Source organism: Microvirga sp. GN3 (genome assembly GCF_055792825.1).
The window spans coordinates 1-26,644 of sequence record NZ_JBVVAK010000113.1 but is presented as its reverse complement, the minus strand read 5'-3'; the positions used below and the strand labels follow the sequence as shown (position 1 = coordinate 26,644).

Below are 26,644 nucleotides of genomic sequence, written 5' to 3'. Positions count from 1 at the left end.
CCAGGCAATCAGGAAGCAGGGTCGCCTGCCGACGGTCCTCACCCTCAACGAAACGCTTCATCGCGACCTCCGCCGACCACGATCAGCTTAGCAGATCAAAGCGTTTCCACACAGGCTGGACCCAATCCAGACCTTCCGCATTCCACATCATGCCGGGTTTCCGGTGCGGGCAACCCGCCACTGGTCAGAACCTGGCGCTAATGCCGAGCACGGGTCCGTGCACGAGCATGTCAAATCAGCTTGGTTCGAGTTTTCACACAGCCTCGCAGGGAATACCGGATGCTCCTGACGGGCAAGGAACGTCCTAGAGCATCCGACGGGTCCACTGTTGGGATCCATCCGATGCTCCCTTCTTCAGGCAGCGCATCGTTCGAGGCGAACCGCAGGTCCGCGCCAGCGAACTGAAAAGTCCGTGATAGCGAAATCCTAGTGGATAGAATCTGACACTTGGTACCCACGTTAGATACTCACTACGATGGCGCTGCACCCTATGCTGCACCCCATTGTGAGGGCATCGCTATGGCTGACACCTTCGACAGCCGCGCCGACATCTTGGACCACATCCTTGAGGTCCGTGCCTATATCGATACCTTTGTCACCGAGATGCTGAAGCGCGGTCGTATCCATGACGCCAGCAAGTTCGATCCAGCGGAAAAGCCCGCCTTCGACGAAGCCATTCCACTCCTGCAAGGCGTCTCCTATGGCACGCCCGAATACGCCAAGGTGTTAGAGCGTCTCGCACCGGCTTTCGACCATCATTACCGCTGCAACTCCCATCATCCGGAGCACTATGGCCCACAAGGCATTGCGGGCATGGACCTGTTCGATCTGGTCGAGATGGTCTGTGATTGGATGGCCGCAGCGAAACGGAACCCGCAGGATGGGGTGAAGCTTGCCTACAACGTCGAGCTTTTCAACATTCAGGACCAACTGGCTGCCATCCTTGCGAACACCCTTGCCCGCTGGCCTGAGCGGCATCCAGATGAGCCGAAGTCGGACTCTTCTGTATGATTTTATCCACTAGGTCCACTTTTCAAGCACGATGCGCTTAGTTGCGGCAACCGCACGATAGAATCCGATTGGCTGAAAAGAGATCGACACGAATGCGCGATGCCGTACACTCGGGTTCGCCTACAGCCTCTGCATGCCTGTGCTCCCAGGGGACCGGTCATGGGCAATATGTCAGGATCTGGCCCGATCGAAGCCGGAACTGCCGGGCGAGGGTCTCGGCGCCCGGCCGATATCAACATCCGCAGCCCGATCGCGCGGTTGGCCTGTGCTCTGATCCTCGGCTGCGTCGCAGCCGCGGCGATCGTGGCCGCCTACCTGATCCACCAGTATCGCAGCCATGTCGCTGCGGAAGCCCTTGCCATCGCGCGCGCGGCCGCACACGCGGCGGATCGCGAGATCGTCGCCGCCTGGGCGCTCCTTGACGGGTTGTCCACGTCGCCGGCCCTGGGCGCGCGGGACTTTGCCGGCTTCGAGCGGCAGTTGATCGCAACGCCGCGGCCCGAGGGTAGCTGGATCGTCCTGCTGACCATTGACGGAACGCCCCTGGCGAGCTCCCTCGGGGAAGGCGAGGAACCGCCGCGACGCCTGGCCTGTGGCGAGCGCTGCCAGGCCGCCGTCCGGGCCGGCTCTCCTCAGGTGAGCGACGTGGTTCCCGCCACCAGAACGTCCCGGCCCGTGATCCGCGTCGGGGTGCCAGTCGTCACCGGGGGACGCACAGATCTGATCCTCGGCATGCCGATCCCGTCGGGAACGCTCGCCAAGGTCTTTTCCGGGAAGCCCCTTCCGCCGGGATGGCTCGGGATCCTGTACGATCGCCAGGGCGTGACCATCGCGCGCAGCCGGGAAGGGCCGGAATACGTCGGCCGTCGGTCCGACTCTGGCTTGTGGTCCCGGATCGATCCGGCGGAAGAGGGTATCCTGGAAGCCATCGGCGAGGATGGCACCCCGACCCTGCTGGCCTACTGCCGGACGACCGTGGGCTGGGTGGCCACCGCCGCGGTGCCGCTCGACCTCCTGAACGCCACGCCGGCCAGGGCCATGACGGCATCTGCCGGCGTGGCGTTGCTCATGGTCGCCGGTCTCGTCGCGGTCCTCCGGACCTCGCGCCGGATCGAAAGGCCCATCCGCGAACTCGAGACCGCCGCCGCCGCGGCCCGACGGGAGAAGGCCGAACTGGCCAGCTTGCACACTGCGTTCTGGGAGAGCACCGACGAGAACCTGTTCGTCGTCGGGGTCACGCGTGACGGGCGGTTCACGTTCGAGGCGAACAACCCGGTTTCGGAACGGGCATCGGGGATCTCGCGGGCGTTCGCGTACGGCAAGGAGCCGCATGACCTAGTCGCGCCGGATATGGCGGCCCGCTGGGTGGCCCATTTCCGGCGCTGCGTCGCGGCGGGAACCCCCATCCACTATGAGGAGCGGCTGGCCTTCGCCTGCGGCGCCCGCGACTGGGAGGTCGTGCTCGCCCCGGTCCGGGATGAGACCGGCAGAATCGTCCGACTGGTCGGATCCGCCCGCGACATCACAGACCGCACGCAGGCCGAGGCCGAGGTGCGCAGCCTTGTCGAGCGTCTCCTTCGTGCCGAGGATGAGGAGCGGCAGCGGATCGCCCGGGAACTGCACGATTCCACCGCCCAGTCCCTTGCCGGGGCATCGCTGCTGGTCGCGGCGCTCGAGGGCGACTCCGCCGTCCGGGGTTCCCTTGCGAGGGTCATCGCCGAGATCGGCGATCTCATCGGCACGGCGCAGACCGAGATCCGCGTCATGTCGTACCTGATGCATCCACCCGAGCTGGCTGATATCGGACTTGCCGCCGCGGTACGGCCGTACGTCGACGGCTTCGCGCGCCGGACCGGACTGGACGTCGACCTCCGGCTGCCGGACGCTCTCGGTGGGATTTCATACCCGACGCAACTGGCGTTGTTCCGCATTCTCCAGGAGGCGCTGACCAACGTGCACAAGCATGCGCGGGCCACCTGCGCCCGCGTGCGGCTGGTACGACGGGCCGGCTGTGTCGTGCTGTCTGTCGTCGACAACGGGGTCGGCGGCATCCGGTCCGGCGGGGGCAGGCGGTCAGCCGGCGGTCTCGGACTGGCCAGCATGGCTGCGCGCGCACGCCAGCTTGGAGGGATGCTTCGGATCCGCTCGGGGGAAGCAGGGACTGGTATTCGTGCGGCGTTTCCGGTTCCCGATCCCGCTGACGCCGCGGCCGACACATCCGGCGGGACGTCCCTGCGTGATCACGGCGATGACATAGGATTGGAAGGCTAAAATTACGCGGCGGTCAGATAGGGGCACGAGCCCGACCTCATCCCAAGTTCTGCGTCCTGCCTGTAAGGGGACCTTCATCGGCTCCGTTCTTCATCCCACTCTGACCTGAACGGACCTTCCAATCGGCTCTGGCAACGCAGGCGAGCCTAGGTGATAGTCGTGTCTCAGGATACTTCAGGCTGTATCCCTGGACGAGCAATCACTGCTTCATGATGCGCCGGGCTGGGAGCCTCCTCCGCAGGTTGACCGATCTCTCCTCGTCCGGGCGCCCCCGGCTTTGGAGCGGGTACGCCCGATGCGGCTGGCACTGGTACGCTATTCGGCCCCGCCAGGGACTTCCTCATCGCGAACCGCAGGATCACGCCCAGCGACGCGGCAAGCGGGATCGCGACCAGCAGGCCCACGAAGCCGAACAAATACCCGAAGGCGAACAGCGCGAACATCAGCCAGACCGGGTTGAGCTTGACGCGGGTGCCGATGATCCGCGGCGACAGCACATAGTCAGCAAGGGTTTCGCCGAGCAGGAAGATGCCGGCCACGACGGCCAGGGGCGTCCAGTCGGGCCAGAACTGGGCGATCGCGACGCATGCTGCGACGACGCCGCCGACGCCGAGCCCCAGATAGGGGACAAAGCTGATCAGGCCAGCCGTGAGGCCGATCAGGATGGCATGGTTGAGCCCAGTCAGCCGCAGGGCCCCTGCGTAGAACACCGCCAGGATCAGGCAGATGACGATCTGCCCGCGCACGAAGCCGGCCACCGTGTTATGGATTTCCCGCCCAACGGCACGGACGTCCTCGCGGTGTTGGGCCGGGACCCAGCCGTCGATTGTCCCGATCATCCGGTCCCAGTCCGCCAGCAGGTAGATGCTGACAATCGGGACCACGACCAGTAGCGCGAGGAGGGAGAGCAAGGCTTTCCCGCCCGACCATGCCGAGCGGACGAGGGCATCGAGCCAGGCACTGCCCGCCGCGGCCACCGTATGGGTGACCGATTCCTCGATCCGGAGTTCCTGGCCCATGATCTTATGCAGCCAAGGGCGGCCCGTGTCGGCGGCGAGAGACTGGACCCGCGTGACATAGCGGGGGAACTCGTCAATGAAGAACCGCAGTTCGCCGAGAAGGGCCGGGAGCATCACCAGCATCAAGCCGACAAAGCTCACGGCCAGAAGCAGGATGAGGATCAGGGCGGCCAGTCCTCGGTTGATCCCGATCCGCTCCAGCCTGTCGACGGCCGGGACGAGCAGATAGGCGAGCGCCATGCCGATCGCGAACGGCAGCAGGATCTCACGCAACAGCACCAACATCACCAGGGCGATGACGGCGATCGTGATCCAAAAAACGGTGGGGCGGGCAATCGTCATTGCGGCCCTCCCGGGCGGACTTCGTTGCGTACTCCATCAGGGCGCGACGGGAATGATGACCTTCCCGCCGCGCCTCAAGTCGACACCATCGTGGGCTCGGTCCATTCAGTAGCACGGCCCATAAGGGTAATAGCCGCACTGGCCGTCGTCGCCGTATCCAAGGCCAGGGTTCGCCGCCTCGGCCGCTCCCATAGCGGTCCCGGCGGCAATGCCGGCCGCCGTGGCACCTGCCCCATACCAGGCACCACGATAGACAGGGGCATGCCAATAGCGGCCACCAGCCCACGCGCCGCCGCGGTATCCGCCAAAGCGCGCGGCATCGAAGCCACCGGCGCGGAACCCGCCAAACCCACCTGCATGGAAGCCGCCGCCGAAGGCAGCGAAATGGTCGATGAACAGCGCAGCCGGTCCACTCGATCCGGCCAAGTTCCCTTCCAGCACCACAACGTCGAAGGTCAGGTTCCCGCCTTCGAGCTTCGGCGCTTTCAGCGTCACCACGGCGTCGCTGACCTTGGAGCCATCGCCGCCGAGAACGGACACGGTGGCGTTGGGTGGATCTTGGGCGAAGTTGTCCTTGCCTTCGTCCCACTGCATGATGAACTGCTCGGTCATCACGTGACCGGCTGCGCGCACCGGACGGTCGGCGAACACGATCGAACTCGGCGACACGCCGGTCAAGGTCAGCTTGCCGCCCTCCAGCTTCGCGCCCGCCGCGTTGAGGACGGCGAGCGAGGGCACCGGACCTGTGGGCGTGACCCGACCGATGGCCTTGGCAAGGGGCAGTTGCGATCTTCCGGTCGCCTCCTGCGCGAGGACGCCGGTGGCGGCCGGGCTCATTCCGCCGATGAACAGAACAACACAGGCGAATTGCTTGGTATGCATGGCGTAAGCTCCCTTTTTGCATCTCTGACTATGTCGGCGTCCCCACACGACCAGGACGTCGCCTCCATGAGCGGGTGACCTGACAGGGTGGTCAGCCGCGGCGGCACCGGATCAGCGCTTCTCGATCGGGAAGATGATCTTCCAGTCCCGCTTCATGTCGATCACGGTCCAGCGATCCACCGCCGCCGCATCGAGCGCCTTGTCGAGGTGGCCGACCTTCGACTGGCGGTCGTAGGCGTATTCACGCTCCGCATCGGTGTGATGCACCACCACACCCAGGCGACGTCCGCCCGCCTCGGTGGTCCATTGCAGCATCTCGAGATCGCCGTCCGAGTTCCCGAAGGCGGCGATCGGCCGGAGGCCGATGTGCTGATTGATCCCGACCGGCTTGCCAGGGCCGTCGTCGACGAAGTTCACCTGGGGCAGGCGGAACAGGGTCGGCAGCCCGTCGCGACGCTCGAACTTGGTGACGATACTTGAGCCCACGACCTGATCGGGCGGAATGCCGTAGCTCGTCTCGGCGAAGGCCCGGATGAACTCGATGCCGCCGCCCGAGACGATGAAGGTCTTGAAGCCGTTGGCGCGCATGTAGGCCAGGACCTCCAGCATGGGCTGGTACACGAGCTCGGTGTAGGGGCGGTCGAAGCGGGGGTGCTTGGCGGTCGCGAGCCAGGTCTTCACCATCCCGATGAACTGCGCCGGCGTCATGCCCGCATGCGTCGCGGCGACGATCTCGACGGCTCCCTTCTCGCCTGCGGCGGCCAGCGCCGCCATGTCGCCTTCGAGCACGGCCTTGAAGGGCTGCGTGTCCTTCCACTCCGGATGCTGCGGCGCCAGCGCCTTGACCCGATCCAGCGCAAAGGCGAACTGGACGTAGATCGGCTGCTCGATCCACAGCGTGCCGTCGTTGTCGAAGGTGGCGACCCGCTCCGCTGGCGGAACGTAGTCGGGGGACCCCTCGCGGGTGACGTCGGTTACGAAAGCGATGATCGCCTGCTTCGACGGACCGTCGTTCCACGACGGCAGCGGGTCGGTCTGGGCGAGGGCAACCGGGATCCAGGTTGCGAGCAGGGCCAGGGTGCCAAGCCAGGACAGGCGAGTGCGCATGTGTGCCTCCCGTTGGAACAGTCGTTCAATCGGCTGACGCAAACCAAACTCAAAAGTCGTCGGACCCGTCCTTGCAGCGGTAGCCGATGAAGCATTGCGGATTGTTCGAGCTGGGAATCCATGCCGGCTCGGGGAACTGGCCGACCAGACATTCGGAGCCATTCTTGACGAAGCGGGCGTAGGTCATGGGCCCCGTATCGAGGACGACGGCGCCGTCCCGCAGAACGAGCTGGCGGTTGGCCCCGCAGGTGCGCTGCGACGTCGGCGGTCCGACCTGGGCCGTCGCTGCCGTGGCAGCGACGGCAAGTGCAAGGAATGTCAATGCGCGTCTCATCACCGTTGCCTCCTCTGGACCCGAAAGGGCCGTTCATCGAAACTAGTTGCTGGATGGCGGGCTCCTGAGCTTCTCCATCGCCTGCTCGACCGAGAACGAACCGGGCCTCTGGCGTGGTGGGAACTGCTGGAAGCTCACCAGATGTTGCCCGACGAGCGCCTGCGCCGGCACGAGCACGAAGGCGTGCTCGACGAACCACCTGACGTAATCGCCGGACTCATGCTGCGCCCGCTCGAACGGATCGGAGCGCAGGTTGAACAGCATCGGCAGGCGCAGCTCCATCATCGGCTGCTGCCACACGTCGAACCCTTCCGCCTTCTGTTCCAGGAAGACTGCCTTCCACTGCTCATAGCGAAGGCCTGCGAGGTTGCCGTCGTCGGTCCAGTAGAAGAACTCGCGGCGCTTGTTCGGGCCTTTGCGGGCGAGCAGGTCGCGCTGGTCGTAGCCATCCAGGTGGACTCGGAAGGTCTTGCCCGCGGCCTCGTAGCCTTGCAGGAGCTTGGCGTTGATGTCCGGCTCGCCAGCCGCTGCTACCAGCGTCGTCGTCCAATCTTCGGCGGAGACGATATCGTTGATCTCGGTCCGCGGCGGCACCTGGCCGGGCCATCGGATCATCGCCGGGACGCGGTAGCCGCCTTCCCAGTTCGTGTTCTTCTCGCCGCGGAACGGTGTCGTGCCGCCGTCCGGCCACGAGAACGTCTCGGCGCCGTTGTCGGTGGTGTAGATCACGATGGTGTTGTTGGCGATGCCGAGATCGTCGAGCTTTTTCAGGAGCTGGCCGACCTGCCCGTCATGTTCCGTCATGCCGTCCGGATAGATCCCGAGTCCGGTCTTCCCCTGCGACTCGGGCTTGAGACGTGTCCAGATGTGCATGCGGCTCGGATTGAACCACAGGAAGAACGGCTTTTGATCCCGGTTGGCGCGATCGACGAAGTCGAGCGAGGCCGCGAGGAACTCCTCATCGATGGTTTCCATGCGCTTCTTGGTGAGCGGGCCGGTGTCGTCGCATTTCTGTTTGCCCCACGGGCCGAACCGCGGATCATCGCCCGGCGTGTCGGCGGCCGTGGCGACGCACCTCAGAACGCCGCGCGGGCCGAACTGCGCTTTGAAGGCAGGATTCTTCGGATAGTCCGGATGCTCGGGCTCATCCTCGGCGTTCAGGTGATAGAGATTGCCGAAGAACTCGTCGAAGCCGTGCACCGTCGGCAGGAACTCGTTGCGGTCGCCGAGATGATTCTTGCCGAACTGGCCCGTCGCATAGCCGAGTGGCTTGAGCAGGTCGGCAAGCGTCGGATCTTTCTCCGACAGGCCCTCCTTGGCGGCCGGCAAGCCCACTTTCAGGAGCCCTGTTCGCAATGGGCTCTGCCCGGTGATGAACGCGGCACGGCCGGCGGTGCAGGATTGCTGGCCATAATAGTCGGTGAAGATGGCGCCTTCGTTGGCGATGCGGTCGATGTTGGGCGTGCGGTAGCCCATCATGCCGCGGTTGTAGGCGCTGATGTTCCAGTAGCCGATGTCATCGGCCATGATCACGACAATGTTGGGCTTCTGCGGCTGCGCGGCAGCCGGCATGCCGAGCGCGATCACGGAGACGAACATCGTGACTAGGCCGGCCGAGGTCTTTCCACTGGTTCTCATGTTTTCAGTCCTCGCACCTCAAGGGTTTAGGTGGGCGAACGGGTTCCCGCATGCTTGTGGCAGTTCACTCCGCGCGCCCGGCCGGTCGCGCTTTATCGATCCGATCGAGGACCCGGCCGGGTGTGTGGCTTGCCGGATCCTGCGTCGGCGCGAAGACCCTCATTCGTTGCCGCAGGGCGAGTACGGGTAGTAGCCGCACACGTTCGGAATGACGGCCGAATTCTCGGCCGCATAGGCCGCACTTGCATTGGAGACCCCCGATCGCCCGTACCAGGCGCCATGATAGGCAGGGGCGTGCCAGTAGCGGCCAAAGTCATCGATGAACAGCGCCGCCGGTCCGCTCGCCCCGGTCAGATTGCCTTCCAGCACCGCGACGTCGAAGGTGAGGTTGCCGCCCTCGAGCTTCGGTGTCTTCAGGGTCACCACGGCGTCGCTGACCTTCGAGCCGTCACCGCCCAGAACCGACACGGTGGCGTTGGGCGGATCCACGGCGAAGTTATTCTTGCCCTCGTCCCATTGCATGATGAACTGCTGCGTGGCCACATGACCGGCCGCCCGCACGGGCCGATCGGCGAACACGATCGAATTCGGTGACACGCCGGTCAAGGTCAGCTTGTTGCCTTCCAGTTTCGCGCCGGCCGCGTTGAGCACGGCAAGCGACGGGACCGGACCCGTGGGCGTGACCCGACCGATGGCTTTCGTCAGGAGCATTGGCGGCCTGGCGCCTGCGTCCTGCGCCAGCACCGCACCTCCTGTCGCGCAGAGGCCACTGGTTATCAGGATAAAGCATGCGAATGGCTTGCTGAGCATGGCGGAAACTCCTCTCGTCCAGTCGGATTTCTTCGGCACCCCTGCACCAAACCGTCGTCATCGAGGCGAGTGCGTGAGGACGGTGGACGCCGAGACCCAGCGATCCCGGCGCCTCCCATCGGATCCGCGTGAGTGGCTCACGCGGCATTCGCTGCTACTTCACATTCACCCTGTAGCTGAGCACGGACGTGCCAGGCTTCTCATCGATGCTTTGCCCCTTTGCGGTGATCGCGAAGGCGTCGGGACCGCGGTAACCCGCAGCGGGCTCATAGGTCCAGGTGTCCTTGTCGACCAGCCTCACGGTCCCGTGTTGCGGCCGCTGGCTGATCTCCGAGCTGGCAAGCGTGCCTTGCGGGCTGATGTCGGACATGCATCCCTGCCCGGCCTGAACATCGAAGGCGCCCTCCATGTTGGCTCCCATGATGGCCCGATTGCCGGCGATGTTGCACATGCTCTGGGGAGCCTGGGCAAGGGCCGGGCCGACGGACAGGAATGCCAACGGGAGCACCACGATCGACAATGACTTCTTCATGACAGTCTCCTCTCGATAGTCCTCTGGGTGTGATCGATGTCAGCCCCTGTCGAATCCCGCAGGTTTTCTTGATGTGCGACCTGCGGGTCTTCCTGGCTTGCGTTCGGGCGGCACCTGGCTGAGGGGTGCCGGCCGACGCTACATCCCGCGCTGGAAAGGCTGCTACTCGCTTCCGTGGCTGGCATTGGCCTTTTTGACCTGCTCCAGGATCCCGCTGAGATTATAGGTTTCGGGCGCTTGCAGCGGCGGGAACTTCTCGTAGGACTCGAGGTGCCGCAGCCACAACTGCTGGCCGATCGGCAGCATGTTCCAGTCGTACTGGAAGGCGGTCGCCGGGGCACCCAGGGCCCCGCCCATGCTCATGGCGGACTTCTGGTCGATGCCGACGGACTGCTCAAACGGATCGCGCTTGACGTTCTGGACCAGCGTGAAGTGGAACGGAATGAGAGGCAGGATCCAGCCGGCCGGTCCAGGCTGCGACATGGTGTAGTACATCTTCCAGTTCTTGTAGCGCACCGCGGACGGTGTCGAGCCCGAGAAGTAGTAGAAGTGGTCGCGTGCCGACTTCGCTGATTTGCCTTCGAGGAGATCGCGCTGGTCGAAGCCGTCGAGCGTCGTCTTGACGATCCCTGGATACGTACCGGCCTCGATCTGCTGCTTCAGTCCGTCGCCCTTGGGACCGCCGGCGATGTTGACCAGCGTCGGCAGCCAGTCGAGGGCGGCGAAGAGCTCGTTGTTCACCGTGCCCGGCTGGATCACCCCCGGCCAGCGGATGACCATCGGCGCGCGGTAGCCGCCCTCCCAAGCCTCACCCTTCTGGCCCTTGAACGGGGTGACGCCGCCGTCCGGGAAGCTGATCGCCTCGGCGCCGTTGTCGGTGGTGAATACAACGATGGTGTTATCGAGCTGGCCCATGTCCTCGAGCTTCTTGAGGACGACGCCGATGTTGTCGTCGAGCTGCTTCATGCCGGCTTCGTTGACGCCCCAGTCCTTGCCGCCGCGCTCGCCCACCATCGCCTCATACTGCGGAGGCAGCACGGTCACGACATGCATGCGGGCCGGGTTGTACCAGGCGAAGAACGGCTTGTTGGTCTTCTTCGGGTCGTTGCGGTCGAGGAAGTCGACGACCTTGGCCGAGATTTCCTCGTCGACCGTCTCCGAACGCTCCAGCGTCAGGGGCCCCTCGTCGCTGCACATCTGGTTGCGCTCGGTGCCATCGGAGGATTTGCAGGACAGGACATTGCGCGGCGGCGTGAGGCAGGTCGTGGTCCTGGGATCGACGGCACCGGCTACGTCCGGAATGCCCGGAATCGGCGTGTTGCGGCACGGCGGTGCGACGGTCTGCTGCGTCGCCGTCTTGTTGATGTCGGGGAAGCTCACGCCCTGCATGGCGTCGAGGTGGTAGAGGTAGCCCCAATACTCCTGGAAGCCGTGTGCCGTCGGCAGCGAGGCGGTGTGGTCACCCAGGTGGTTCTTGCCGAACTCGCCGGTGTTGTAGCCGAGGTCGAGCAGGAACTTCGCGAGTGCCGGCGTGCCGGGCCGCAGGTAGGACGGGCTGCCCGGCAGTTGCGGCGGGATCATGCCCGTGCGCAAAGGGTACATCCCGGTGAAGAAGGCATTGCGGCCTGAGGTGCAGCTTTGCATGGCGACATAGTCGGTGAACATAGCGCCTTCGCGACCGATCCGGTCGATGTTGGGCGTTTCACCGACCATCAGGCCGCGGTGATAGATGCGCGGCTGCATCCAGCCGATGTCGTCACCCATGATGAACAGGATGTTGGGCTTCTGCTGCGGCGCCTGCGCGATGGCCGGAGCCGCCATCGTCGCCGAGACCAGGGCCGTCGCCCCGATCAGGGCAGCTTTGGCTCGCATGTGTCGGAAGCGCGATCTGTCGGTGGTTTGTGAGGACGCACGATCACTGGTCATGGGATCTTCCTCTCTCTGATGATGCAGCGGAAGCCGACGTGGCTCGTCGAGGTGTCGACCGGCTGCGGGTGACGCGCTGCCGGACGGTAGCGGCGGCAGTAGTTGGGCGCGCACAGATGTGAGCCGCCCTTCAGCACCCGGCGTGGAATTCGGATCCCGGGCTCGCAGGGCGCGTAGCTCTGGTCCTCCCGGCCGCCGCGGGGGTTCTCGGGAATGCAGCAGGCCTTCGGGGCATCGGCCGGGTGTTTCGGCGTGTAGAAGTCGCTGGTCCATTCCCAGACATTGCCGATCATGTCGTAGAGGCCGTAGCCGTTGGGCGGGAAGGCGGTGACGGGCGAGGTGCGCTCGAAGCCGTCGAGACGCGTGTTCTGGAATGGAAAGGCGCCCTGCCAGGTGTTGGCCATCTGGCGTCCGTCCGGTGTGAGCTCGTCGCCCCAGGCAAACTCCGCCTGGTCCCGTCCACCGCGCGCCGCGAATTCCCATTCGGCCTCGGTTGGCAGGTCCTTGCCGGCCCAGCGGGCATAGGCCGCCGCGTCGGCATAGGCGACATGCACCACCGGATGCTCGTCCAGGCCCCTGATGGACGAGCCCGGGCCATAGGGACGGCGCCAGTTCACCCTGGGCTTGAACGCCCACCATTGGCTGAAGTGATGGAGATCGACCGGATAGTCCGGCGGGCTGAACACGAGCGAGCCGGCATGGAGCAGGTGCGGCAGGGCGCCGGGATAGTCCTTCGGATCGGGCGCGATCTCCGCGACCGTGACGTGACCGGTGGCGCGGACGAAGTCGCGAAACTGCCGGTTGGTGATCGGCGTCCGGTCGATCCAGAACGCGTCGACGGTGACGCGATGAACCGGCGCTTCCTCGGGATAGTGCTGGTCCGAGCCCATGCGGAACGTGCCGCCGGCAATCCGGATCATGCCGCTGCGTTCCGGCGGAACGTCGATGGTCTCGTCCGTCCGCTCAACTAGGTTCGCATCAGTCATGGCATCCGTCCTCGAAGGGGTGTGCGCTGCTAGCGTGACGTGCTGGCGGAAAAGCCCAACGCCTCCCCGTAGGCACGAATCGTAGACGAGTTGTCGGAGCCTGCTTGACCACGCGAGACATCCACTTGACCGATGAGGACAACCGCAAGAACCGTTGCTCCCGTCCTCGCATGTCGACAGTGTCGTCCCGTTCGCGGCCGAGGGTCTATTGGGGTCAATCCTGAAATCGCTGGAGGCAGACCCTGATTTGCGGCCCGCTGACATCTTCAGCCGAGGCCCGGCGGTATGGGGACTGTCTGCCGGCCGGCGTGTCCATGCTGATCCCGGTCGACAGCGAGCCCGTTCAGGGTTTAACCTATGGTATCGGACGAGGGCTCGTCGCGACCCCGGTCCCGTTGCGTCGCCTTTGCGGCCGGAGACCGCCGTCATGAGCCATGGCACCGTCCCGGTGGTTGCGCGATCTTTCTCGGGCATGCCGCCCCGTTTGCGGCGGCGGATCGCCTTGACCTTCATGGTCATCACGGTTGCGGCATGCGTCGTCGCCGCGGCCCTGCTGCTGTCCCGCGCGGCAGACGAGCGACACGCGATCGAGCATCGTGCCCTGGAGGCTGCCAAGGCGCTCTCCTTCGGGTTCGATCAGGAGGTCGCCGCAGTCAATTACCTCCTCAAGGGACTGTCCAAGTCCCCAGCGCTCCTCTCGGGCGATACCAAGGCCTTCTACGACCAGCTCAAGGCAACCCCCGTTCCGGAAGGCTCCTGGCTGGTCCTGAACGATCTTGAGCGGCAGACCGCCAACACCTTGCGTCCATTCGGATCATCGTTGCCGAGGCATGTCGACTTCCCGAACCATCAGGAGCAGCTCGACCGGATCCGGGATCGGAGGTGGTCCGTCTCCGGCCGGATGCTGGCTCCCCTGAAGGGCAGCATCATCGTGGCCCTCAGCCTTCGGCTCGACGATCCGAATGGCCGGATGAGCGGCCACCTTACGATCATTCTGACGGAGGCGCGGCTGGGCGCGATCCTCGATGACCAGACGCTGCCGGTCGCCTGGGCGAAGGGACTGTACGACCGCAAGTTCCAGCCGATCGTGGCCGACAGGGACGGCCACAAAGGATCCGACCTACCAGCGCCCGCAGCACTGGCCACGCGCGTCGCTGACGCGGGTCCGGCCAGCACGATCACGGGAGCCGTCGAGGCTATTGATGACCGTGGGATCCCGGTCCTCGTCACCTTCCGCCGTTCGGGCGCGACGAACTGGACGAGTGTGGTCACGGTGCCGCTGGCCGATCTCAATGCACCCGTCACGGCCGCTTTGTGGCGGATGGCCGGACCTGCATCTCTCCTCCTGCTTGCCGGGGGGATGGCCGCCTGGTTCACGGCCCGCCAGGTCGAGCAGCCGCTCCGAACGCTGTCCGATCAGGTCACCGGCGCGAAGAAACAGGTCAGCGAGCTGTCGAGCCAGTTGCTTGCGCTTCAGGAAGAAGAGCGGCAACGCATCGCCCGCGAACTGCACGATTCGACGGCGCAGCACCTGGTGGCGGCAAACCTCGGACTGGCTGGTCTCGAGGCACAGGTCCGAGAGAACCCCGCAGGCCGCCAGTCCCTGACGGAGGTCGAGGGCCTGCTGACCGAGGCGTTGCGGGAGTTGCGCATCTTCACTTATCTGCTGCATCCGCCGAACCTGGCGCACGACGGCCTCCAGGCCACCTTGCGGGACTTCGCGGAGGGCTTTGCGGGGCGGACGGGCCTCGTCGCCCGGATCCGGGTTCCGGAGGAACTCGATGACCTGTCGCCGGAGCTCCAGCGGGCGATCCTGCGCGTGGTGCAGGAGGCGCTCACCAACGTGCATCGGCATGCCGATGCCTCGCATGTGTCGGTCACGGCCCGGATCCTGTCCGGACGGCTGGTGATCCGCATCCGCGACAACGGGCATGGGATAGGAGGCTCGGTCCGACCGGATGGACCGATCCGGCTCGGCGTCGGTGTGACAGGCATGCGGGCGCGCCTGGAGCAGTTCGGCGGCAGCCTGAAGATCCGGACGGGTCGGGGCGGCACCTGCGTCGTCGCGATGATTCCAATCACCTGGGTCGGACGAGCGCCGCAACGGGCCGGCCGCCTGCGAATGATGTGGCGGTCCGACCCGTCCGAGGCGGACGGCGAGATCTCTTCCTGAAGATTCAGGGTCTGCCTCCATCAGTTTCAGGGTATCGCACCAGTGAGGCAGATGACCGAGGGGTGTATCCTACCTCTGGACCTGGGCTTTCCGGAGCGTCTGACACCGGGTCGTGGAAGGAAGGTTCGCGATGACGCGCATCCTGATCGCCGACGATCACGACGTGGTCCGCTCCGGCGTGCGGACCATCCTGGAAGGGCACGAGGGTTGGGAGGTGGTCGGCGAGGCGCGGGACGGCAAGCAGGCCATCGACCAGGCCCTGGCCACCCGGCCCGGCATCGTCATCCTCGACTACGGCCTGCCGCTGGTGAACGGGGTCGAGGCGACCCGCCAGATCCGGGCGCGCGTGCCGGGCGTCGAGGTGCTGATCTTCACCATGCACGACACCGACAGCCTGATCCGCGATGTCCTGGAGGCCGGGGCCCGCGGCTTCCTGCTCAAGTCCGACGCCCGCCAGTTCCTGGTCTCGGCGGTGGAGTGCCTGGTCGCCCACAAGCCGTTCTTCACCGGCAAGGTGTCCGAGGCCCTGCTCGAGACCTACCTGTCCAAGGGGGCTGCGGACGCGTCGGCGCTGAGCTCGCGCGAAAAGGCCGTGGTGCAACTGATCGCCGAGGGCAAGACCAACAAGCAGATCGCCGACCTCCTCAGCATCGGCACCAAGACCGTCGAGACCCATCGCGCCCTGGCGCTGCGCAAGCTCAACCTCGACACGACGGCCGCACTCATCCGGTACGCGATCCGCAACGGGCTCGTGGAGGCCTGATCATGACCCTCGATCATGACACCCTCGGCATCGCGCGGTTCCAAGCCGGCGACGGATTCCGGTCCCTGATCGAGGACAAGGCAGGGATGACCCTCGTCGGCAGGAGGCAGCCATGAGACTGCCGACCAAACTTGCGTTGATCCGACCACCGGATCAGGCAGATCGCGGCTGCCTGGGCACGGATCTGCCTGCGCATGGAGCCTCCCGGCAGGCGGTGGCGAAAGGCGTGATCCGCATCGGCGTCGCCAGGGAGGTCGGTCCCCTCCTGCGCGAGTTCGAGGCGGATCCCAGCGAGGTGATCCGTCACGCCGGTGTCGATCCGAAGCTCTTCGAGGACGAGAACAACATCATTCCCTATGCGGCGCTGGGCCGCCTGCTCACGGCCTGTGTCGCACACACGCACTGTCCGCACTTCGGTCTTCTCGTCGGGCGGCGGGGAACGCTCTCGTCCCTCGGCCCGATCGGAGGCCTCCTGCAACACTCGCCGACGGTGGGCGAGGCCCTGTCGGCCCTTGTCAGACACCTGCATTTGCACGACCGTGGCGCCGCTCCCACGCTGTCGGTCGACGGGGACATGGTGGTCCTGGGCTATGCGATCTACGAGCCGGGTGTCGAGAGCCCCGAGCAGATCTCGGACTGCGCCATGGCGGTGGCGACGAATGTCCTGCGGACGCTGTGTGGACCGAACTGGGTGCCGGACGAGGTGCTGCTGCCGCGCCGCCTGCCGGCCGATCCGGGGACTTATCGGCGCGTCTTCCGGGCGCCCGTGCGCTTCGATCAGGATACCGCCGCCCTGGTCTTTCCGACCCGTTGGCTTGACCACCGGATCGCGGACGCGAACCCGATCTTCCGCCAGGTGTTCGAGGCCCATGTCCGGGAGCTCGAGGCCGCCGGGGCGGGCGACTGGAAGGAGAACCTGCGCCGCATGCTGCGAACCGAGATCCTGACGAACCGGTGCTCGGCCACGGCGGTTGCGGATCGCTTTGCCATTCATCGCCGCACCTTGAGCCGGCATCTGCAAGCCGAGGGTGCCGGCTTCCAGAGCCTCGTCGACGAGACGCGGTTCGAGATCGCGCGCCAGTTGTTGAGCCAGACCAGGATCCCGCTCAGCGAGATTGCGGCGGCCTTAGGGTACTCCGAGGCGAGCGCCTTCACGCGGGCCTTCCGGCGCTGGTCGGGGCAGTCCCCGGCGGCTTGGCGCATGGAACACAATCTGGCCCAACCTGTCCCTCCCGTTGCGCGATCCTGCGATCGGAAGAGGCGGCGGATCACTGAGGGGAAAGCCCGGGAATGGCCTTCATCGCTGCTCGGATTGACAGGTGCAAGGGCCGGCACTCCCTGACGGCAGGATGACCACTGTTCGTCGACACACGGAGCAGATTCCCTTCGCCCCTGAATAGGCATTGAGGAGAACAGCTCATGCGTTGCTCATCTGCTTTCGTTGCCCTGACCGCTGTCGCACCCGTGATCATTCCTGTGCACGCTGATGCTCAACCCCGTGATCGACAGGTTGGGCAGAGTGCTCCTCTTGTCCTGAGAGTGACACCGCGCAGTTCCTATCGTCAGGTCCCGTTGTATCTCGTCGGTTCAACCTACGAGCCGAGGAATGCCTTCGATCCGATCGGGCTTGCTCCACCGCTTGGCCCTTCGGCCAATATCATCACGATCATTCTGCCGGTATCGTCGGCGCGTTGCCGCATCACGCAAGTCAACGCCACTTTGTTCGCCAGTCCCGCCTGCTTAAGCCAGTGAAAATGCGCAGGCGAACGTTTGGTGATGCGCGGTCTACGCGAGTCATTCTCGTCGACCAGGACAGCATCGTTCAGAACTGGGCACTGATGCCGAGCACGGGTCCGTGCTGGAGCATGTCGAACTCGTAGCGCTGCCGGCCCTCGCCCTGGACATAGTCGACATAGAGCGCCCGATAGCCGATCACGCCCGAGAAGGTGATGCCCTGGTAGGTGCCGAGCTCGAAGCCGTAGGCGCCGATCGCCTGCCAGGAGAAATCGCTGCCAACGCCAAAGCCGCCGATGTCGCCGCGCAGGAGGAGCTCATGACCCGGCGCTACGGTGTAGCGCACCCGTGCGCCGATCACCGGATCGAGCCAGTCGACGGAACCGGAGCGGGCGAAGGCTCGAGCCCCTGCGACCTGGAGGTCGCCGATGTCGACCGTGCCCGCGATGGCGAACGACAGGTCCGCCTCCTGGTACCAGTAGCGGGCGCCACCGAGGATATCGAAAGCAACCGGGCCGGAGCGGGCGACCTCATAGGCGGCGCCGACCTCGGCGATGGCCATCTCGATGTCGAGCTTGAGCGAGGCGCCGAACGTTCCCGTGATGCCCGGCGCCAGGGCGCGGGTGCGGACATCGCCGCCCTCGAACCCAATCTTGCTCCAGACCAAATCGGTGAAGAGGGCAAGCGGGCCGTTGCGGGCCTCGAAGTCACCCATCAGCGCCACGAGCGTGTCGCTATGCTCGACGATGTCGATGAAGCTGGCATCGACCTTGACGGAGCGTCCGCGCACGGTCTGGGTGCCGTCCAAAGCGGTGAGCCAGCCATAGGGCACGAAGCGGAAGGTCCACCCCGGCACGGTGGGAGCCTCGATCACAGGCGGTGGAGCAGGAGCAGGAGCCCCTAAGTCTGCGGCGAGGGCGTTGCTTGCGCCTCCGACGAGGAGGCCCACCGGAATCAGGAGGCCACATGACAACCATTGTAGAAGGTAACGCATCGCTCCCTCTTTTGGATTGCTGATCCCGGGCTCCGCCAGCAGGCTTATAGCAGCCGAGGTTTCGGTCCAGGTCAAGGTATCGATCGTCAACCATGAGTAGAGCTCGGATGTCTGTCCTTGAATGCAGCTTTGCAGGTATGTCGATCAGAGCACGAAATACGTAAATCCTTCTATTACGGCCTATTGCGGCGGCTTGAGCGAAGTTTATGGGTGGCGTCGTTCGCACGAAAAGCTGGTGTCATTCCGGTTCACTTGGTTCCGATGCAGCACCGATGTCCACATTTGGTAAGCGAATGGCCCACTTGATCAAGCAGGGCGACCGGATCAGCCTATGATGTTTGCTGCGCACATGGCTGGGATCTGCGATGCCTCCGGGTCAGCCGGACGCGACGTGGGCAGCCTTCATTGCAGTTTCCCCGACCAGGATGTGTTCATCGACATCGGAGAGCACGGGTGGATCCGCAGCGCCTCGTGCATGTCGCAGCCATCGCACTTTGCGGAGAGGAGGCTTCCATGAGGACAGTTGCGATCATCACCGGAATCGGGCTTGTGACGTTCACAGGGATCGCGACCGTGCAGGCGCAGCCGAATCCCATTCAGGGCACGCCCAGCTCGCTCTTCCCCTATGCGGCTCCGAACGAGGTCCAGATCATCAACGGCGTGCCGTGCCGGACCGTTCTCGTCGAGGGCAGCAACATCCGCGTGCCTGTGGAGTGTGCCGGTCGGGTCGCGACGGGGACGTTCGAGCCGAGTTCCACGGGGAGCATCCGGGTCGAGGGCGGAGGTGGCCGTGTGATGGCGGGCCGACCTCTTTCGGGCACGCCTAATTCCCTTTTCCCTTACGCGGCTCCCCATGAAGTCCAGATCATCAATGGCGTGCCGTGCCGGACCGTCCTCGTCGAGGGCACCGAGGCCCGGGTTCCCGTGGAGTGCGCCCGATGATCGGCCATCATGGTCCTGACATGGGCACGCGCCGCGTGGCGATCCATCGTTGGTGACGATGGCTGATACCGTGATCGGCTGCGTATTCCGTTGACCTGAGGACGCTGGGTTACACAACCACAGCGTCCTCAGCACTTCACCAGCTCTCATGGAACATCTGTTGCCCGAGCAAACAGGCGAGACGCCGCCGTCCCTGGCGCTCTTCAGCGTGCCAAGCCGCGCGGGGCGACGTAATCGATCGGTCCGAATGGATTGCGCGATCCGACAAAAGGCCCGTTGGTGATCGGGTCGGGCAACACCCCCGTGCCAAAGCGCTCTCCATTTGGCGCGTATGGCGGGCTCAGAAGATAGGCCTGCGTTTGCCCATAGCCGCTGATGCCCCGATTGATGGATCCAACGGGAACCACCGGGCCCGGGTCCAGGAAGCTGCGGGGCGTCACCCGCAGGACCAGGGGACCGCCCTGTCCAAGGGTTTGGCGTCGGCGGCTCTGAGCCTCAGCGTCCTGGGGAATGGCCAAGGACGCGACGGCGGCAGTCATGACGATGATGGATGTGATGGATGTGTAACGCATCGGCAGTCCTCCTCAACACGAGCATGGTCTCGCGGGAGCCCCCGTTGCAGGCTTCTTCGTGGTAGTCGGTTGTCTCTGCTCATGCAGGTGTCAGCCGATTGCCACGCTTAAGATGGTACCTTGCCTGAAACCGTTGCACGGCAAACCCACGCTTGTTTCCGGCACGCCTGCGAGAACGCCATTGGTGCCGTCGGTTGCGAAAAGGGCCCCGTCCGGTCGCTTCCGAACGGGGCCGAGTTTTACGGGAGGCCTCAACAAAGGGATAAAGGAAAGAGCGGGAAGGACCTCCCGAAGCTGATCATGCCTGATTGGCAGAAGGCTGCTTGACCGATGAAGACAGCCTCTGGACGTCTTGGGACAAGCAGGGTTTCCAACGCGATTTTCGATCAGTTCCGCAGCGTGCTGGCAACCGCATTCCAGATCCCGTCCTTTGCCGTGACGAGCACTGGGCCGGCCAGCTCGGTCGGAGGCTGCGTCCGTTTTTCTCCAGCCGTCACGTGGACGGCCATCCAGATCTCGCCGTCGGTGTAGTAGGGATCTCCTTCCCCGTTGCGGCCGTTCAGCGTCGGGCCGATCCCGGAGACCTGGTAGCGCGTCGTGACCATCCCGGCCCGAACGAGATCATTGATCAGGCCATCGCGCTCGGCGCCGATATCCGGTGCGATGTGATGGGTGATCTGACCGGTGTACCGGCTCAGACCAACGCCGCGATCGAACGTCACCGATCCGAGCCAGACCGGTCGATCCTCATCACCGCTGTCCAGGACTTTCCGAGGGTGTGTGAAAACGCTGGCGGGTCACTCTTTGGAGCAACTTCATGTCTCATAAGCCCTTACAGACCGGGAATTCCTCGGTACAGAGGCGCGAACTTGTACGAATAATTCGTCTCAATCAGCTTGGTTCGAGTTTTCACACAGCCTCTTCCAGAACCGGACATGATGGCGCTGGTCGGCACTCGATCCAACGGGCTTCTCGAAAGCCAGGTCCTCCCGCCGCCCCTGATAGAAGAGGGGGCTCACCGGCGCATCGTGGTCGGGCCGGTGGAGAAGCACGCTGTCGATGATCCCGAGACTGCTTCGCAGCGTGATCGGGTCGGCCGGGAACCAACCGGCCGCGTGCATGGCGCGAACGACATCCTCGTGCGATCCGACAAGGCCGACATTGAGTGGACCACCAGGAATGCCCTGCTTCGTGTGCGTCACCATGGGCCGGCCTGCGAGCCCGCGCTGGTGCTCGTAGTGGGTCCACGCCGATGGCAGCGCCACGTAGGCCAGCAGGGCATAGCCGCTGAGCACGATGGCTGCGATGAACAAGCCCTTGCGGATCCGGGAGGCGACCTGGGTTGTTCCATGATGGGACCTGATCATCACACGTCCTCCGGGATGGACACTATCCTGACCTGGATCGCGAACGGAGCTTGATGGACCATGACAACCTCGTCCTCATTCGGGCTTCGCTTTCGGGAGCCGCCGGTTCCGTCGATGGCTCGCCCGCCAGGCCAAGGGAGACTGTCCGGACCAGCGCCGGAAGGCCCGCGTGAAGGCGCTCGGCTCCGAGAACCTCAGCATGATCGAGATCTGGTCTAGGGCGATGTCGGTGTTGGCCAGCAGGTCACGGGCGATCGCAAACCGGATCTCGTCGGCAACCTGCTGGAATGAGACGCCCTCGTGCGCCAAGTGCCGGCTCAAGGTGCGCGGGTGCTTCGAGAGCAGACGGGCGATCTCTCTCAAGGTACAAGGCCCCTTCAGCAGCTCGGTCCGGAGCACCCGGCGCAGATCCTCGCTGAGGTGGCTCGGATGGCTGTCGAACCGTCGCTCGGTTTCCACGCCGCGTTTTGAGGTCATCGCCGTCGGCCGAGATCGATGACAACCAAAGTGTCCCTCATTATAAGCCCCGTCCGGTTCCCATGCGGGCCGACTTGGCTTGCACCGCCATGAAATTTCCCATCATAGCCGCGTCATGCCCGTCTGCTTGATCGATCGTGACTCTCCGTTGACAGATCAGGACAATCGGCTGCGACGGCCGCACTTCGCGAACGTGGGCTTCAGGGGTTCGGGATCCTGACAAGCGAGGCTTGCCATGGGGCGCCCTCAACATCGGTCCACCGAAGGGTGGGAAGGTTTCACATCCCATCTCACCTTGATCCTTGAGCCGGCACCTAAGCTCCGGCCGTCGGATGGCTCCATCGGTCATCCGGTGTCCCGATCTGCCAAGCACACGTCGTGAACGGTCAAGCGGGAGAGTGGGCGGATCAGCGCGCGTCATTGAAGGGCGTCCTCGGCCGCAACGTCCGTCCCTGTCGTGCGGGCTGTGCGGTCGGAACAAGGGATGCAAGGGGAGAAGCAATGCCCATTCACACCGGTCACCGGAGCGCACCGGACAGTAAGATCCTCAGGCTCCTCGAAAGCGAAAGGAGGGTCTTGGGCCAGGTCGCCGCAGGCGTTCCGATCGCGAAGGTTCTCGAAGAGCTGGTGCTCGCGGTCGAGACCGAAGCCAACGGCGAACTGCTCGGGTCCATACTCCTGCTCGACAAGCAGGGCCGGCACCTATTGCACGGCGCTGCCCCCAACCTGCCGGCCGCCTACAATGACGCGATCCACGGCGTGGAGATCGGCGAGGGCGTCGGGTCGTGCGGGACTGCCGCGCACCGTGGGGAGGCGGTCTTCGTGACCGATATCGCGGCCGACCCGCTGTGGGGTGCGGTTGCGGAGCTGCCGCTGGCCCACGGCTTGCGCGCGTGCTGGTCGATCCCGATCAGGGGAGCGGACGGACGGCTCCTCGGGACCTTCGGCAACTACTACCGCGAGCCGCGGAGCCCAACGGTCGACGATCTCGAGGTGATCGCCCATGTCACCCATACGGCCGCGCTCGTCATCGAGCGCCATCTGTCCGATCAGGCCCTGCGCGAGAGCGAACGGCGGTTCCGTACGCTCGTCGAGCTCAGCCCGCAGGTGGTCTGGTTCTGCGGGGCCGACGGTCAGGTGACCTACTGCAATCCGTTCTGGCACGCGTTCTCGGGTCTCTCGCTTCAGCAGACGCGCAACGGCGGCTGGGCAAACGTCATCCATCCGGATCACCGCGATGGCATCGTCACCCGATGGCATCGTGCGCTTGCCTCGCTCACCGCATTCGAGGTTGAGATTCCATTCCGGTGGTTCGGCGACGGGGCCTACCGCTGGTTCGTCGTCCGTGCGAGCCCCGTCTATGACGCGAATGGCGAGGTCGTCCAGTGGGTCGGCATCGCCCTCGACATTCACGAGCGCAAGCAGGCCGAGGAAGCACGGGAGCTGCTGACCCGTGAGCTGTCCCACCGCATCAAGAACGTCTTCACGGTCGTCGGGGGCCTGGCATCATTGACGGCCCGCCGGCATCCGGCCGCCACGCCGTTCGCCAAGGAGTTCCAACAGCGCATCAACGCTCTCGCAAGTGCGCATGATCATGCCGGTCCTCAAGGCCTCGCTGGATCCAGCGGCCATACGTTCCAGGCTCTCGTGGCCAAACTGCTGACGCCCTATGCCAGCAGTCTCCCTGACCGATTTGACATCTCCGGGGACGATGCGCTGATCGGAGGCAATGCCGCCACGGCTCTTGCCCTCATCATCCACGAGCAAGCCACCAATGCCGTGAAGTATGGCGCCCTTTCGACCGACATCGGCCGCATCCGGATCGAGGGCCGGCGATCGGAAGGCAGCTACCGGATCACGTGGAGTGAGAGTGGCGGCCCGACGGTTGCCGGTCCGCCACAGCGGCTGGGATTCGGCAGCGTGATGGCGGTCCGGAGCTCGACCGAACAGCTCGGTGGCGGGATCGACCATGAATGGGCGCCTGAGGGGCTGGTCATCCGACTGATGGTGCCGCTCGAAAATCTTGTGCGGTGCTCGTGCATGGCAGACGCGATCGCGGTGGGGAAATCCTCGAGCTCCGCGCTGTCACACCGCTTCCAAGCCCTCCAACATCGAGCGCGCTGGAGGAGGAGACTACGCCACAATCCGCGCAGGGTTCGGAATTCCACGCCTTTCCATGGCTCCCGGGGGCCGCGCGTCGGTATCGCGGCCCCATATCGGCCGCTTGCGACATGGATCTATCGCGGCGACCCATCAAAGCGAAGGCGTTCTCGGCGCAGAATACATGGCTGTGAAGGTGGGCGATTCACTGCCGGCCCTCCGCCGTCACGTTCAGGTACGCAATGGTCCCCTTCAGGCGTGGCGAGACGCTGGTCCAGCAGAAGTCGGGAGGGCGCTCGACCAGATCGGCCGGCGAGACGTAGCCGAGTTGGCGGTTCAGACCGATCTCCTCGAATCCGTGAAACAGCACATTGGCCTTCTTCAGGCGGGATTCTCTCCTGACGTTTCAGGGTCTGCCCCCGGCAGTTTCAGGGTTTTGCCCAGGTGGTTCTGGCGGCCGGGAGGTATATCCTGCCTTGGGATTTGGACTCATGGCCGGCGGCAGTCCAGGACGGGGCTGGCATCCTCATTCGGGAGTTATCTCGATGCAGCGTTATCTGTGGCTCGTTACCCTCGGTTCGTTGATCACCGCAGGTCCCGCTCTGGCGCAGGACAGGGATCGGCCGTTCACGCCCTCCGGGGAAATCCAAATCCCGTCCGGAGCGGCGATTGATCGGATGCTCGACAGCAATACCGTGCCACCACCGGACAAGGAATTCTCGCCCAATGATGCGAAGGCGATCCAGCAGATGGACCAACGCGCCAAGCGGATCGACCGCGACGTCATGAAGGGCATCTGCACGGATTGCTGAGCACCGGCGATCTGACGGAGCTGGGCTCATGAGAGTGCTGAACCGCCTCCTGCAACGCCTCGTGATCCTAGGGCTGGGCATTTTCTCTGTCTGGCTGATCGTCTTCGTGGTCTTCGACACGGCGGACCGAAGGCTGCCGTGGATTCTGGCGGTGGGGCTCACTTACGCAATCTCTGCCTATGTCATCCTCCCGCGGATCATTCGCATGGGCCTCAAGCTTCTCCACCGGAAACGGGTGCCCAGCTTCACGACAACAGGCGATGGATTGCCGGGTGATCCCGTCAACGTGGCGCTCGTGGGAACGCTCCCGCAGCTTCGCGCGGCCTTCGCGGCTCTTGGCTGGTCAGAGGCCGACCGGCTCGGCCTGGCCAGTTCCTGGGGCATGATCCGGGCCTTCGTGTTCAACTCGCCCTATCCGACCGCCCCGTTCAGCACGCTCTATCTGTTCGGCCGCGGCCAAGACGTCGGGTTCCAGAAGGCAATCGACAACAGCCCTCGGAAGCGCCATCACATAAGGTTTTGGTCCCTGAGCCTGGTGCGGGCCGAGGAGACCTGGGCAGGGGGATCCGCCAGCTTCTGGCTGAACACCGACCGACCACCGGACGACGAGCGCGCTCTCTGGGTCGGGGCGGGCACGAGAGACACAGGCCTGTCCTTGACCCGCCTCACATTTCAGATCACCCATGCCACGGATTCGGACACGAATGTCGAGCGTGACTTCATCATCGCTGAGCTGGAGAACATCGGGTCCATCGAGGCGGTGAAGGTGTACCAGGCCGGCCAATGCCTCGCCACGGAACGCGTCAACCACTACACGACCGACGGACGAGTGACGTTGGCGAGCCTTGTGGTCCAGGCCAATTGACACGGCTCGCGCTGCTTCGAAAAGGTGGTTCGTGAAGACTACGTTCGGACTCGGGCGTTGATGATCTCCGCCAACCCACGGCAGCCAGCGTCCGAGAGCTCCGGCGGATTACCGCCGCATGACAACTGTGCTCGTCTCCCCTGACAGAGGATTCTGCCAGGCGTCGTGGCGGCCCCGGCCGATCTGGGCTTGCACGACACAGAATTGCTCCATCGAGTTATGCGCCAGCGTTTTTACACAACCCAGACCCCGAGCGGACTTTCCTCTGCTCTGGGTCGCCATTTGTGCCCAACCATACGGCTCTGTCGCAACTCTTTCTTTCCTATCACAGGCTATGGCTTGCGCTGGTGAGAGAGGGTGACCCGAGATGTTCAAGGGCAGGCAATTTGATCGATCGGTCATCCTGCTGTGCGTGCGGTGGTATCTCGCTTACAATCTCAGCCTCCGAAATCTCGAGGAGATGATGGCTGAGCGCGGCATCTCCGTGGATCATGCTACGGTCGGTCGCTGGGTGGTCCGGTACTCACCTGAGCTTCTCGAGCGGTTCAATCGGCGCAAGCGACCCGTCAGCCGCAAATGGCATGTGGATGAGACGTATATCAAGGTGCGCGGGCGATGGATGTATCTCTACCGGGCCGTCGACAGCCATGGCGACACGGTGGAGTTCTGGTTCAGCGAGCGGCGCAATTTGGCTGCCGCCAAACGGTTTCTGAGCAAGGCACTCAAGCGGCATGGCCGGCCTGAGCGGATCGTGATTGACGGCAGTCAGACCAACCGGGAGGCGATCCTGTCCTGTGACGCGATCAGCCGGCTCCAGGACAGATCGGGGTGCAAGCTGAAGCTGATCAGGATCAGGCAGAGTCAATATCTCACGGATGTTTTCGACAAGCTCTTTTTGTCAGATCGTGCTATTTTCCTCGTGCACGGGTGACCACGTGGCCAAGAGCGGGTGCAGGGATGCAAGCCCGTCACGTCGCCTTCGATAAG

23 protein-coding genes and 2 pseudogenes are annotated in these 26,644 nt (G+C 64.5%); 11 read left to right on the top strand and 14 right to left on the bottom strand.

Going from position 1 to position 26,644, the window contains the following annotated elements; all coding sequences use genetic code 11:
* Positions 1-519: 519 nt before the first annotated feature.
* Both ACS5Q1_RS34485 and ACS5Q1_RS34480 read left to right on the top strand, forming a co-directional pair.
* Positions 520-1,011: a DUF5662 family protein gene (locus ACS5Q1_RS34485; RefSeq protein ID WP_473102454.1), complete on the top strand. Its 492-nt coding sequence runs from the start codon at positions 520-522 to the stop codon at positions 1,009-1,011.
* A gap of 159 nt (positions 1,012-1,170) precedes the next feature.
* On the top strand, positions 1,171-3,282 hold the full coding sequence (locus ACS5Q1_RS34480; protein WP_473102453.1) for a sensor histidine kinase: 2,112 nt from the start codon (positions 1,171-1,173) through the stop codon (positions 3,280-3,282).
* Positions 3,283-3,446: 164 nt separating this feature from the next.
* Here ACS5Q1_RS34480 and ACS5Q1_RS34475 read toward each other — a convergent pair whose 3' ends face one another.
* The 9 genes from ACS5Q1_RS34475 to ACS5Q1_RS34435 all read right to left on the bottom strand — a co-directional run bounded on the left by ACS5Q1_RS34475 (position 3,447) and on the right by ACS5Q1_RS34435 (position 12,792).
* Entirely contained in the window at positions 3,447-4,643 is a 1,197-nt protein-coding gene (locus ACS5Q1_RS34475; RefSeq protein WP_473102452.1) for an AI-2E family transporter, read from the bottom strand.
* Positions 4,644-4,748: 105 nt separating this feature from the next.
* Positions 4,749-5,525 carry a hypothetical protein gene (locus tag ACS5Q1_RS34470; RefSeq protein WP_473102451.1) on the bottom strand — a complete coding sequence of 259 codons (777 nt, stop codon included), beginning with the start codon at positions 5,523-5,525 and terminating at the stop codon, positions 4,749-4,751.
* Positions 5,526-5,636: 111 nt separating this feature from the next.
* A complete protein-coding gene (locus ACS5Q1_RS34465) occupies positions 5,637-6,632 on the bottom strand; it encodes an HAD family hydrolase (RefSeq protein ID WP_473102450.1) in 996 nt (331 codons plus the stop codon).
* A 49-nt stretch (positions 6,633-6,681) separates the two neighbouring features.
* A complete protein-coding gene (locus ACS5Q1_RS34460; RefSeq protein ID WP_473102449.1) occupies positions 6,682-6,966 on the bottom strand; it encodes a hypothetical protein in 285 nt (94 codons plus the stop codon).
* 42 nt (positions 6,967-7,008) lie between these two features.
* Positions 7,009-8,565, bottom strand: coding sequence for an arylsulfatase (locus tag ACS5Q1_RS34455; protein ID WP_473102458.1), 1,557 nt, complete (start codon positions 8,563-8,565; stop codon positions 7,009-7,011).
* A 198-nt stretch (positions 8,566-8,763) separates the two neighbouring features.
* Positions 8,764-9,414 carry a hypothetical protein gene (locus ACS5Q1_RS34450; RefSeq protein ID WP_473102448.1) on the bottom strand — a complete coding sequence of 217 codons (651 nt, stop codon included), beginning with the start codon at positions 9,412-9,414 and terminating at the stop codon, positions 8,764-8,766.
* Between the two features lie 154 nt (positions 9,415-9,568).
* Positions 9,569-9,946 carry an Ig-like domain-containing protein gene (locus ACS5Q1_RS34445; protein WP_473102446.1) on the bottom strand — a complete coding sequence of 126 codons (378 nt, stop codon included), beginning with the start codon at positions 9,944-9,946 and terminating at the stop codon, positions 9,569-9,571.
* 162 nt (positions 9,947-10,108) lie between these two features.
* The gene (locus ACS5Q1_RS34440) at positions 10,109-11,767 is read right to left on the bottom strand and encodes an arylsulfatase (RefSeq protein WP_473102457.1); all 1,659 of its coding nucleotides are present in this window, start codon (positions 11,765-11,767) and stop codon (positions 10,109-10,111) included.
* A 101-nt stretch (positions 11,768-11,868) separates the two neighbouring features.
* Entirely contained in the window at positions 11,869-12,792 is a 924-nt protein-coding gene (locus ACS5Q1_RS34435) for a formylglycine-generating enzyme family protein (protein WP_473102455.1), read from the bottom strand.
* A gap of 493 nt (positions 12,793-13,285) precedes the next feature.
* On the opposite strand from ACS5Q1_RS34435, the gene ACS5Q1_RS34430 reads away from it, so the two are divergent.
* From ACS5Q1_RS34430 to ACS5Q1_RS34415, 4 genes are all read left to right on the top strand, one after another.
* The gene (locus ACS5Q1_RS34430; RefSeq protein WP_473102445.1) at positions 13,286-15,031 is read left to right on the top strand and encodes a sensor histidine kinase; all 1,746 of its coding nucleotides are present in this window, start codon (positions 13,286-13,288) and stop codon (positions 15,029-15,031) included.
* A 130-nt stretch (positions 15,032-15,161) separates the two neighbouring features.
* The gene (locus tag ACS5Q1_RS34425) at positions 15,162-15,794 is read left to right on the top strand and encodes a response regulator (protein WP_473102444.1); all 633 of its coding nucleotides are present in this window, start codon (positions 15,162-15,164) and stop codon (positions 15,792-15,794) included.
* A 112-nt stretch (positions 15,795-15,906) separates the two neighbouring features.
* Entirely contained in the window at positions 15,907-17,136 is a 1,230-nt protein-coding gene (locus ACS5Q1_RS34420) for an AraC family transcriptional regulator (RefSeq protein WP_473102443.1), read from the top strand.
* 77 nt (positions 17,137-17,213) lie between these two features.
* Positions 17,214-17,546: a hypothetical protein gene (locus ACS5Q1_RS34415; RefSeq protein ID WP_473102442.1), complete on the top strand. Its 333-nt coding sequence runs from the start codon at positions 17,214-17,216 to the stop codon at positions 17,544-17,546.
* A 70-nt stretch (positions 17,547-17,616) separates the two neighbouring features.
* On the opposite strand, the gene ACS5Q1_RS34410 is transcribed toward ACS5Q1_RS34415, so the two are convergent.
* On the bottom strand, positions 17,617-18,522 hold the full coding sequence (locus tag ACS5Q1_RS34410) for a hypothetical protein (RefSeq protein ID WP_473102441.1): 906 nt from the start codon (positions 18,520-18,522) through the stop codon (positions 17,617-17,619).
* A 513-nt stretch (positions 18,523-19,035) separates the two neighbouring features.
* On the opposite strand from ACS5Q1_RS34410, the gene ACS5Q1_RS34405 reads away from it, so the two are divergent.
* Entirely contained in the window at positions 19,036-19,464 is a 429-nt protein-coding gene (locus tag ACS5Q1_RS34405) for a hypothetical protein (protein ID WP_473102440.1), read from the top strand.
* Between the two features lie 203 nt (positions 19,465-19,667).
* Here ACS5Q1_RS34405 and ACS5Q1_RS34400 read toward each other — a convergent pair whose 3' ends face one another.
* From ACS5Q1_RS34400 to ACS5Q1_RS34385, 4 genes and pseudogenes are all read right to left on the bottom strand, one after another.
* The gene (locus tag ACS5Q1_RS34400; protein ID WP_473102439.1) at positions 19,668-20,036 is read right to left on the bottom strand and encodes a hypothetical protein; all 369 of its coding nucleotides are present in this window, start codon (positions 20,034-20,036) and stop codon (positions 19,668-19,670) included.
* Positions 20,037-20,422: 386 nt separating this feature from the next.
* On the bottom strand, positions 20,423-20,758 hold the full coding sequence (locus tag ACS5Q1_RS34395) for an LssY C-terminal domain-containing protein (RefSeq protein ID WP_473102438.1): 336 nt from the start codon (positions 20,756-20,758) through the stop codon (positions 20,423-20,425).
* A gap of 201 nt (positions 20,759-20,959) precedes the next feature.
* A pseudogene (locus ACS5Q1_RS34390) lies at positions 20,960-21,403 on the bottom strand (LssY C-terminal domain-containing protein); the annotation flags it as partial.
* A 75-nt stretch (positions 21,404-21,478) separates the two neighbouring features.
* Complete coding sequence (locus ACS5Q1_RS34385; RefSeq protein ID WP_473102437.1) at positions 21,479-21,880, bottom strand: helix-turn-helix domain-containing protein; 402 nt, start codon at positions 21,878-21,880, stop codon at positions 21,479-21,481.
* 501 nt (positions 21,881-22,381) lie between these two features.
* On the opposite strand from ACS5Q1_RS34385, the gene ACS5Q1_RS34380 reads away from it, so the two are divergent.
* From ACS5Q1_RS34380 to ACS5Q1_RS34365, 4 genes and pseudogenes are all read left to right on the top strand, one after another.
* Complete coding sequence (locus ACS5Q1_RS34380; RefSeq protein ID WP_473102436.1) at positions 22,382-24,382, top strand: sensor histidine kinase; 2,001 nt, start codon at positions 22,382-22,384, stop codon at positions 24,380-24,382.
* Positions 24,383-24,525: 143 nt separating this feature from the next.
* Positions 24,526-24,792, top strand: coding sequence for a hypothetical protein (locus tag ACS5Q1_RS34375; RefSeq protein WP_473102435.1), 267 nt, complete (start codon positions 24,526-24,528; stop codon positions 24,790-24,792).
* A gap of 28 nt (positions 24,793-24,820) precedes the next feature.
* Positions 24,821-25,657: an LssY C-terminal domain-containing protein gene (locus ACS5Q1_RS34370; protein WP_473102434.1), complete on the top strand. Its 837-nt coding sequence runs from the start codon at positions 24,821-24,823 to the stop codon at positions 25,655-25,657.
* Between the two features lie 367 nt (positions 25,658-26,024).
* Positions 26,025-26,534: pseudogene (locus ACS5Q1_RS34365) on the top strand (IS6 family transposase); the annotation flags it as partial.
* Positions 26,535-26,644 lie beyond the last annotated feature (110 nt).

Bases quoted from the DNA above. Each gene is read 5' to 3' on its own strand.
- ACS5Q1_RS34375 (WP_473102435.1), top strand. From the start codon at position 24,526: ATGCAGCGTTATCTGTGGCTCGTTACCCTCGGTTCGTTGATCACCGCA.
- ACS5Q1_RS34465 (WP_473102450.1), bottom strand. From the start codon at position 6,632: ATGCGCACTCGCCTGTCCTGGCTTGGCACCCTGGCCCTGCTCGCAACC.
- ACS5Q1_RS34475 (WP_473102452.1), bottom strand. From the start codon at position 4,643: ATGACGATTGCCCGCCCCACCGTTTTTTGGATCACGATCGCCGTCATC.
- ACS5Q1_RS34485 (WP_473102454.1), top strand. From the start codon at position 520: ATGGCTGACACCTTCGACAGCCGCGCCGACATCTTGGACCACATCCTT.
- ACS5Q1_RS34450 (WP_473102448.1), bottom strand. From the start codon at position 9,414: ATGCTCAGCAAGCCATTCGCATGCTTTATCCTGATAACCAGTGGCCTC.
- ACS5Q1_RS34460 (WP_473102449.1), bottom strand. From the start codon at position 6,966: ATGAGACGCGCATTGACATTCCTTGCACTTGCCGTCGCTGCCACGGCA.
- ACS5Q1_RS34370 (WP_473102434.1), top strand. From the start codon at position 24,821: ATGAGAGTGCTGAACCGCCTCCTGCAACGCCTCGTGATCCTAGGGCTG.
- ACS5Q1_RS34440 (WP_473102457.1), bottom strand. From the start codon at position 11,767: ATGGCGGCTCCGGCCATCGCGCAGGCGCCGCAGCAGAAGCCCAACATC.
- ACS5Q1_RS34430 (WP_473102445.1), top strand. From the start codon at position 13,286: ATGAGCCATGGCACCGTCCCGGTGGTTGCGCGATCTTTCTCGGGCATG.
- ACS5Q1_RS34445 (WP_473102446.1), bottom strand. From the start codon at position 9,946: ATGAAGAAGTCATTGTCGATCGTGGTGCTCCCGTTGGCATTCCTGTCC.
- ACS5Q1_RS34405 (WP_473102440.1), top strand. From the start codon at position 19,036: ATGAGGACAGTTGCGATCATCACCGGAATCGGGCTTGTGACGTTCACA.
- ACS5Q1_RS34415 (WP_473102442.1), top strand. From the start codon at position 17,214: ATGCGTTGCTCATCTGCTTTCGTTGCCCTGACCGCTGTCGCACCCGTG.
- ACS5Q1_RS34425 (WP_473102444.1), top strand. From the start codon at position 15,162: ATGACGCGCATCCTGATCGCCGACGATCACGACGTGGTCCGCTCCGGC.
- ACS5Q1_RS34480 (WP_473102453.1), top strand. From the start codon at position 1,171: ATGGGCAATATGTCAGGATCTGGCCCGATCGAAGCCGGAACTGCCGGG.
- ACS5Q1_RS34400 (WP_473102439.1), bottom strand. From the start codon at position 20,036: ATGCGTTACACATCCATCACATCCATCATCGTCATGACTGCCGCCGTC.
- ACS5Q1_RS34455 (WP_473102458.1), bottom strand. From the start codon at position 8,565: ATGTTCGTCTCCGTGATCGCGCTCGGCATGCCGGCTGCCGCGCAGCCG.
- ACS5Q1_RS34385 (WP_473102437.1), bottom strand. From the start codon at position 21,880: ATGACCTCAAAACGCGGCGTGGAAACCGAGCGACGGTTCGACAGCCAT.
- ACS5Q1_RS34380 (WP_473102436.1), top strand. From the start codon at position 22,382: ATGCCCATTCACACCGGTCACCGGAGCGCACCGGACAGTAAGATCCTC.
- ACS5Q1_RS34470 (WP_473102451.1), bottom strand. From the start codon at position 5,525: ATGCATACCAAGCAATTCGCCTGTGTTGTTCTGTTCATCGGCGGAATG.
- ACS5Q1_RS34410 (WP_473102441.1), bottom strand. From the start codon at position 18,522: ATGCGTTACCTTCTACAATGGTTGTCATGTGGCCTCCTGATTCCGGTG.
- ACS5Q1_RS34420 (WP_473102443.1), top strand. From the start codon at position 15,907: ATGAGACTGCCGACCAAACTTGCGTTGATCCGACCACCGGATCAGGCA.
- ACS5Q1_RS34435 (WP_473102455.1), bottom strand. From the start codon at position 12,792: ATGATCCGGATTGCCGGCGGCACGTTCCGCATGGGCTCGGACCAGCAC.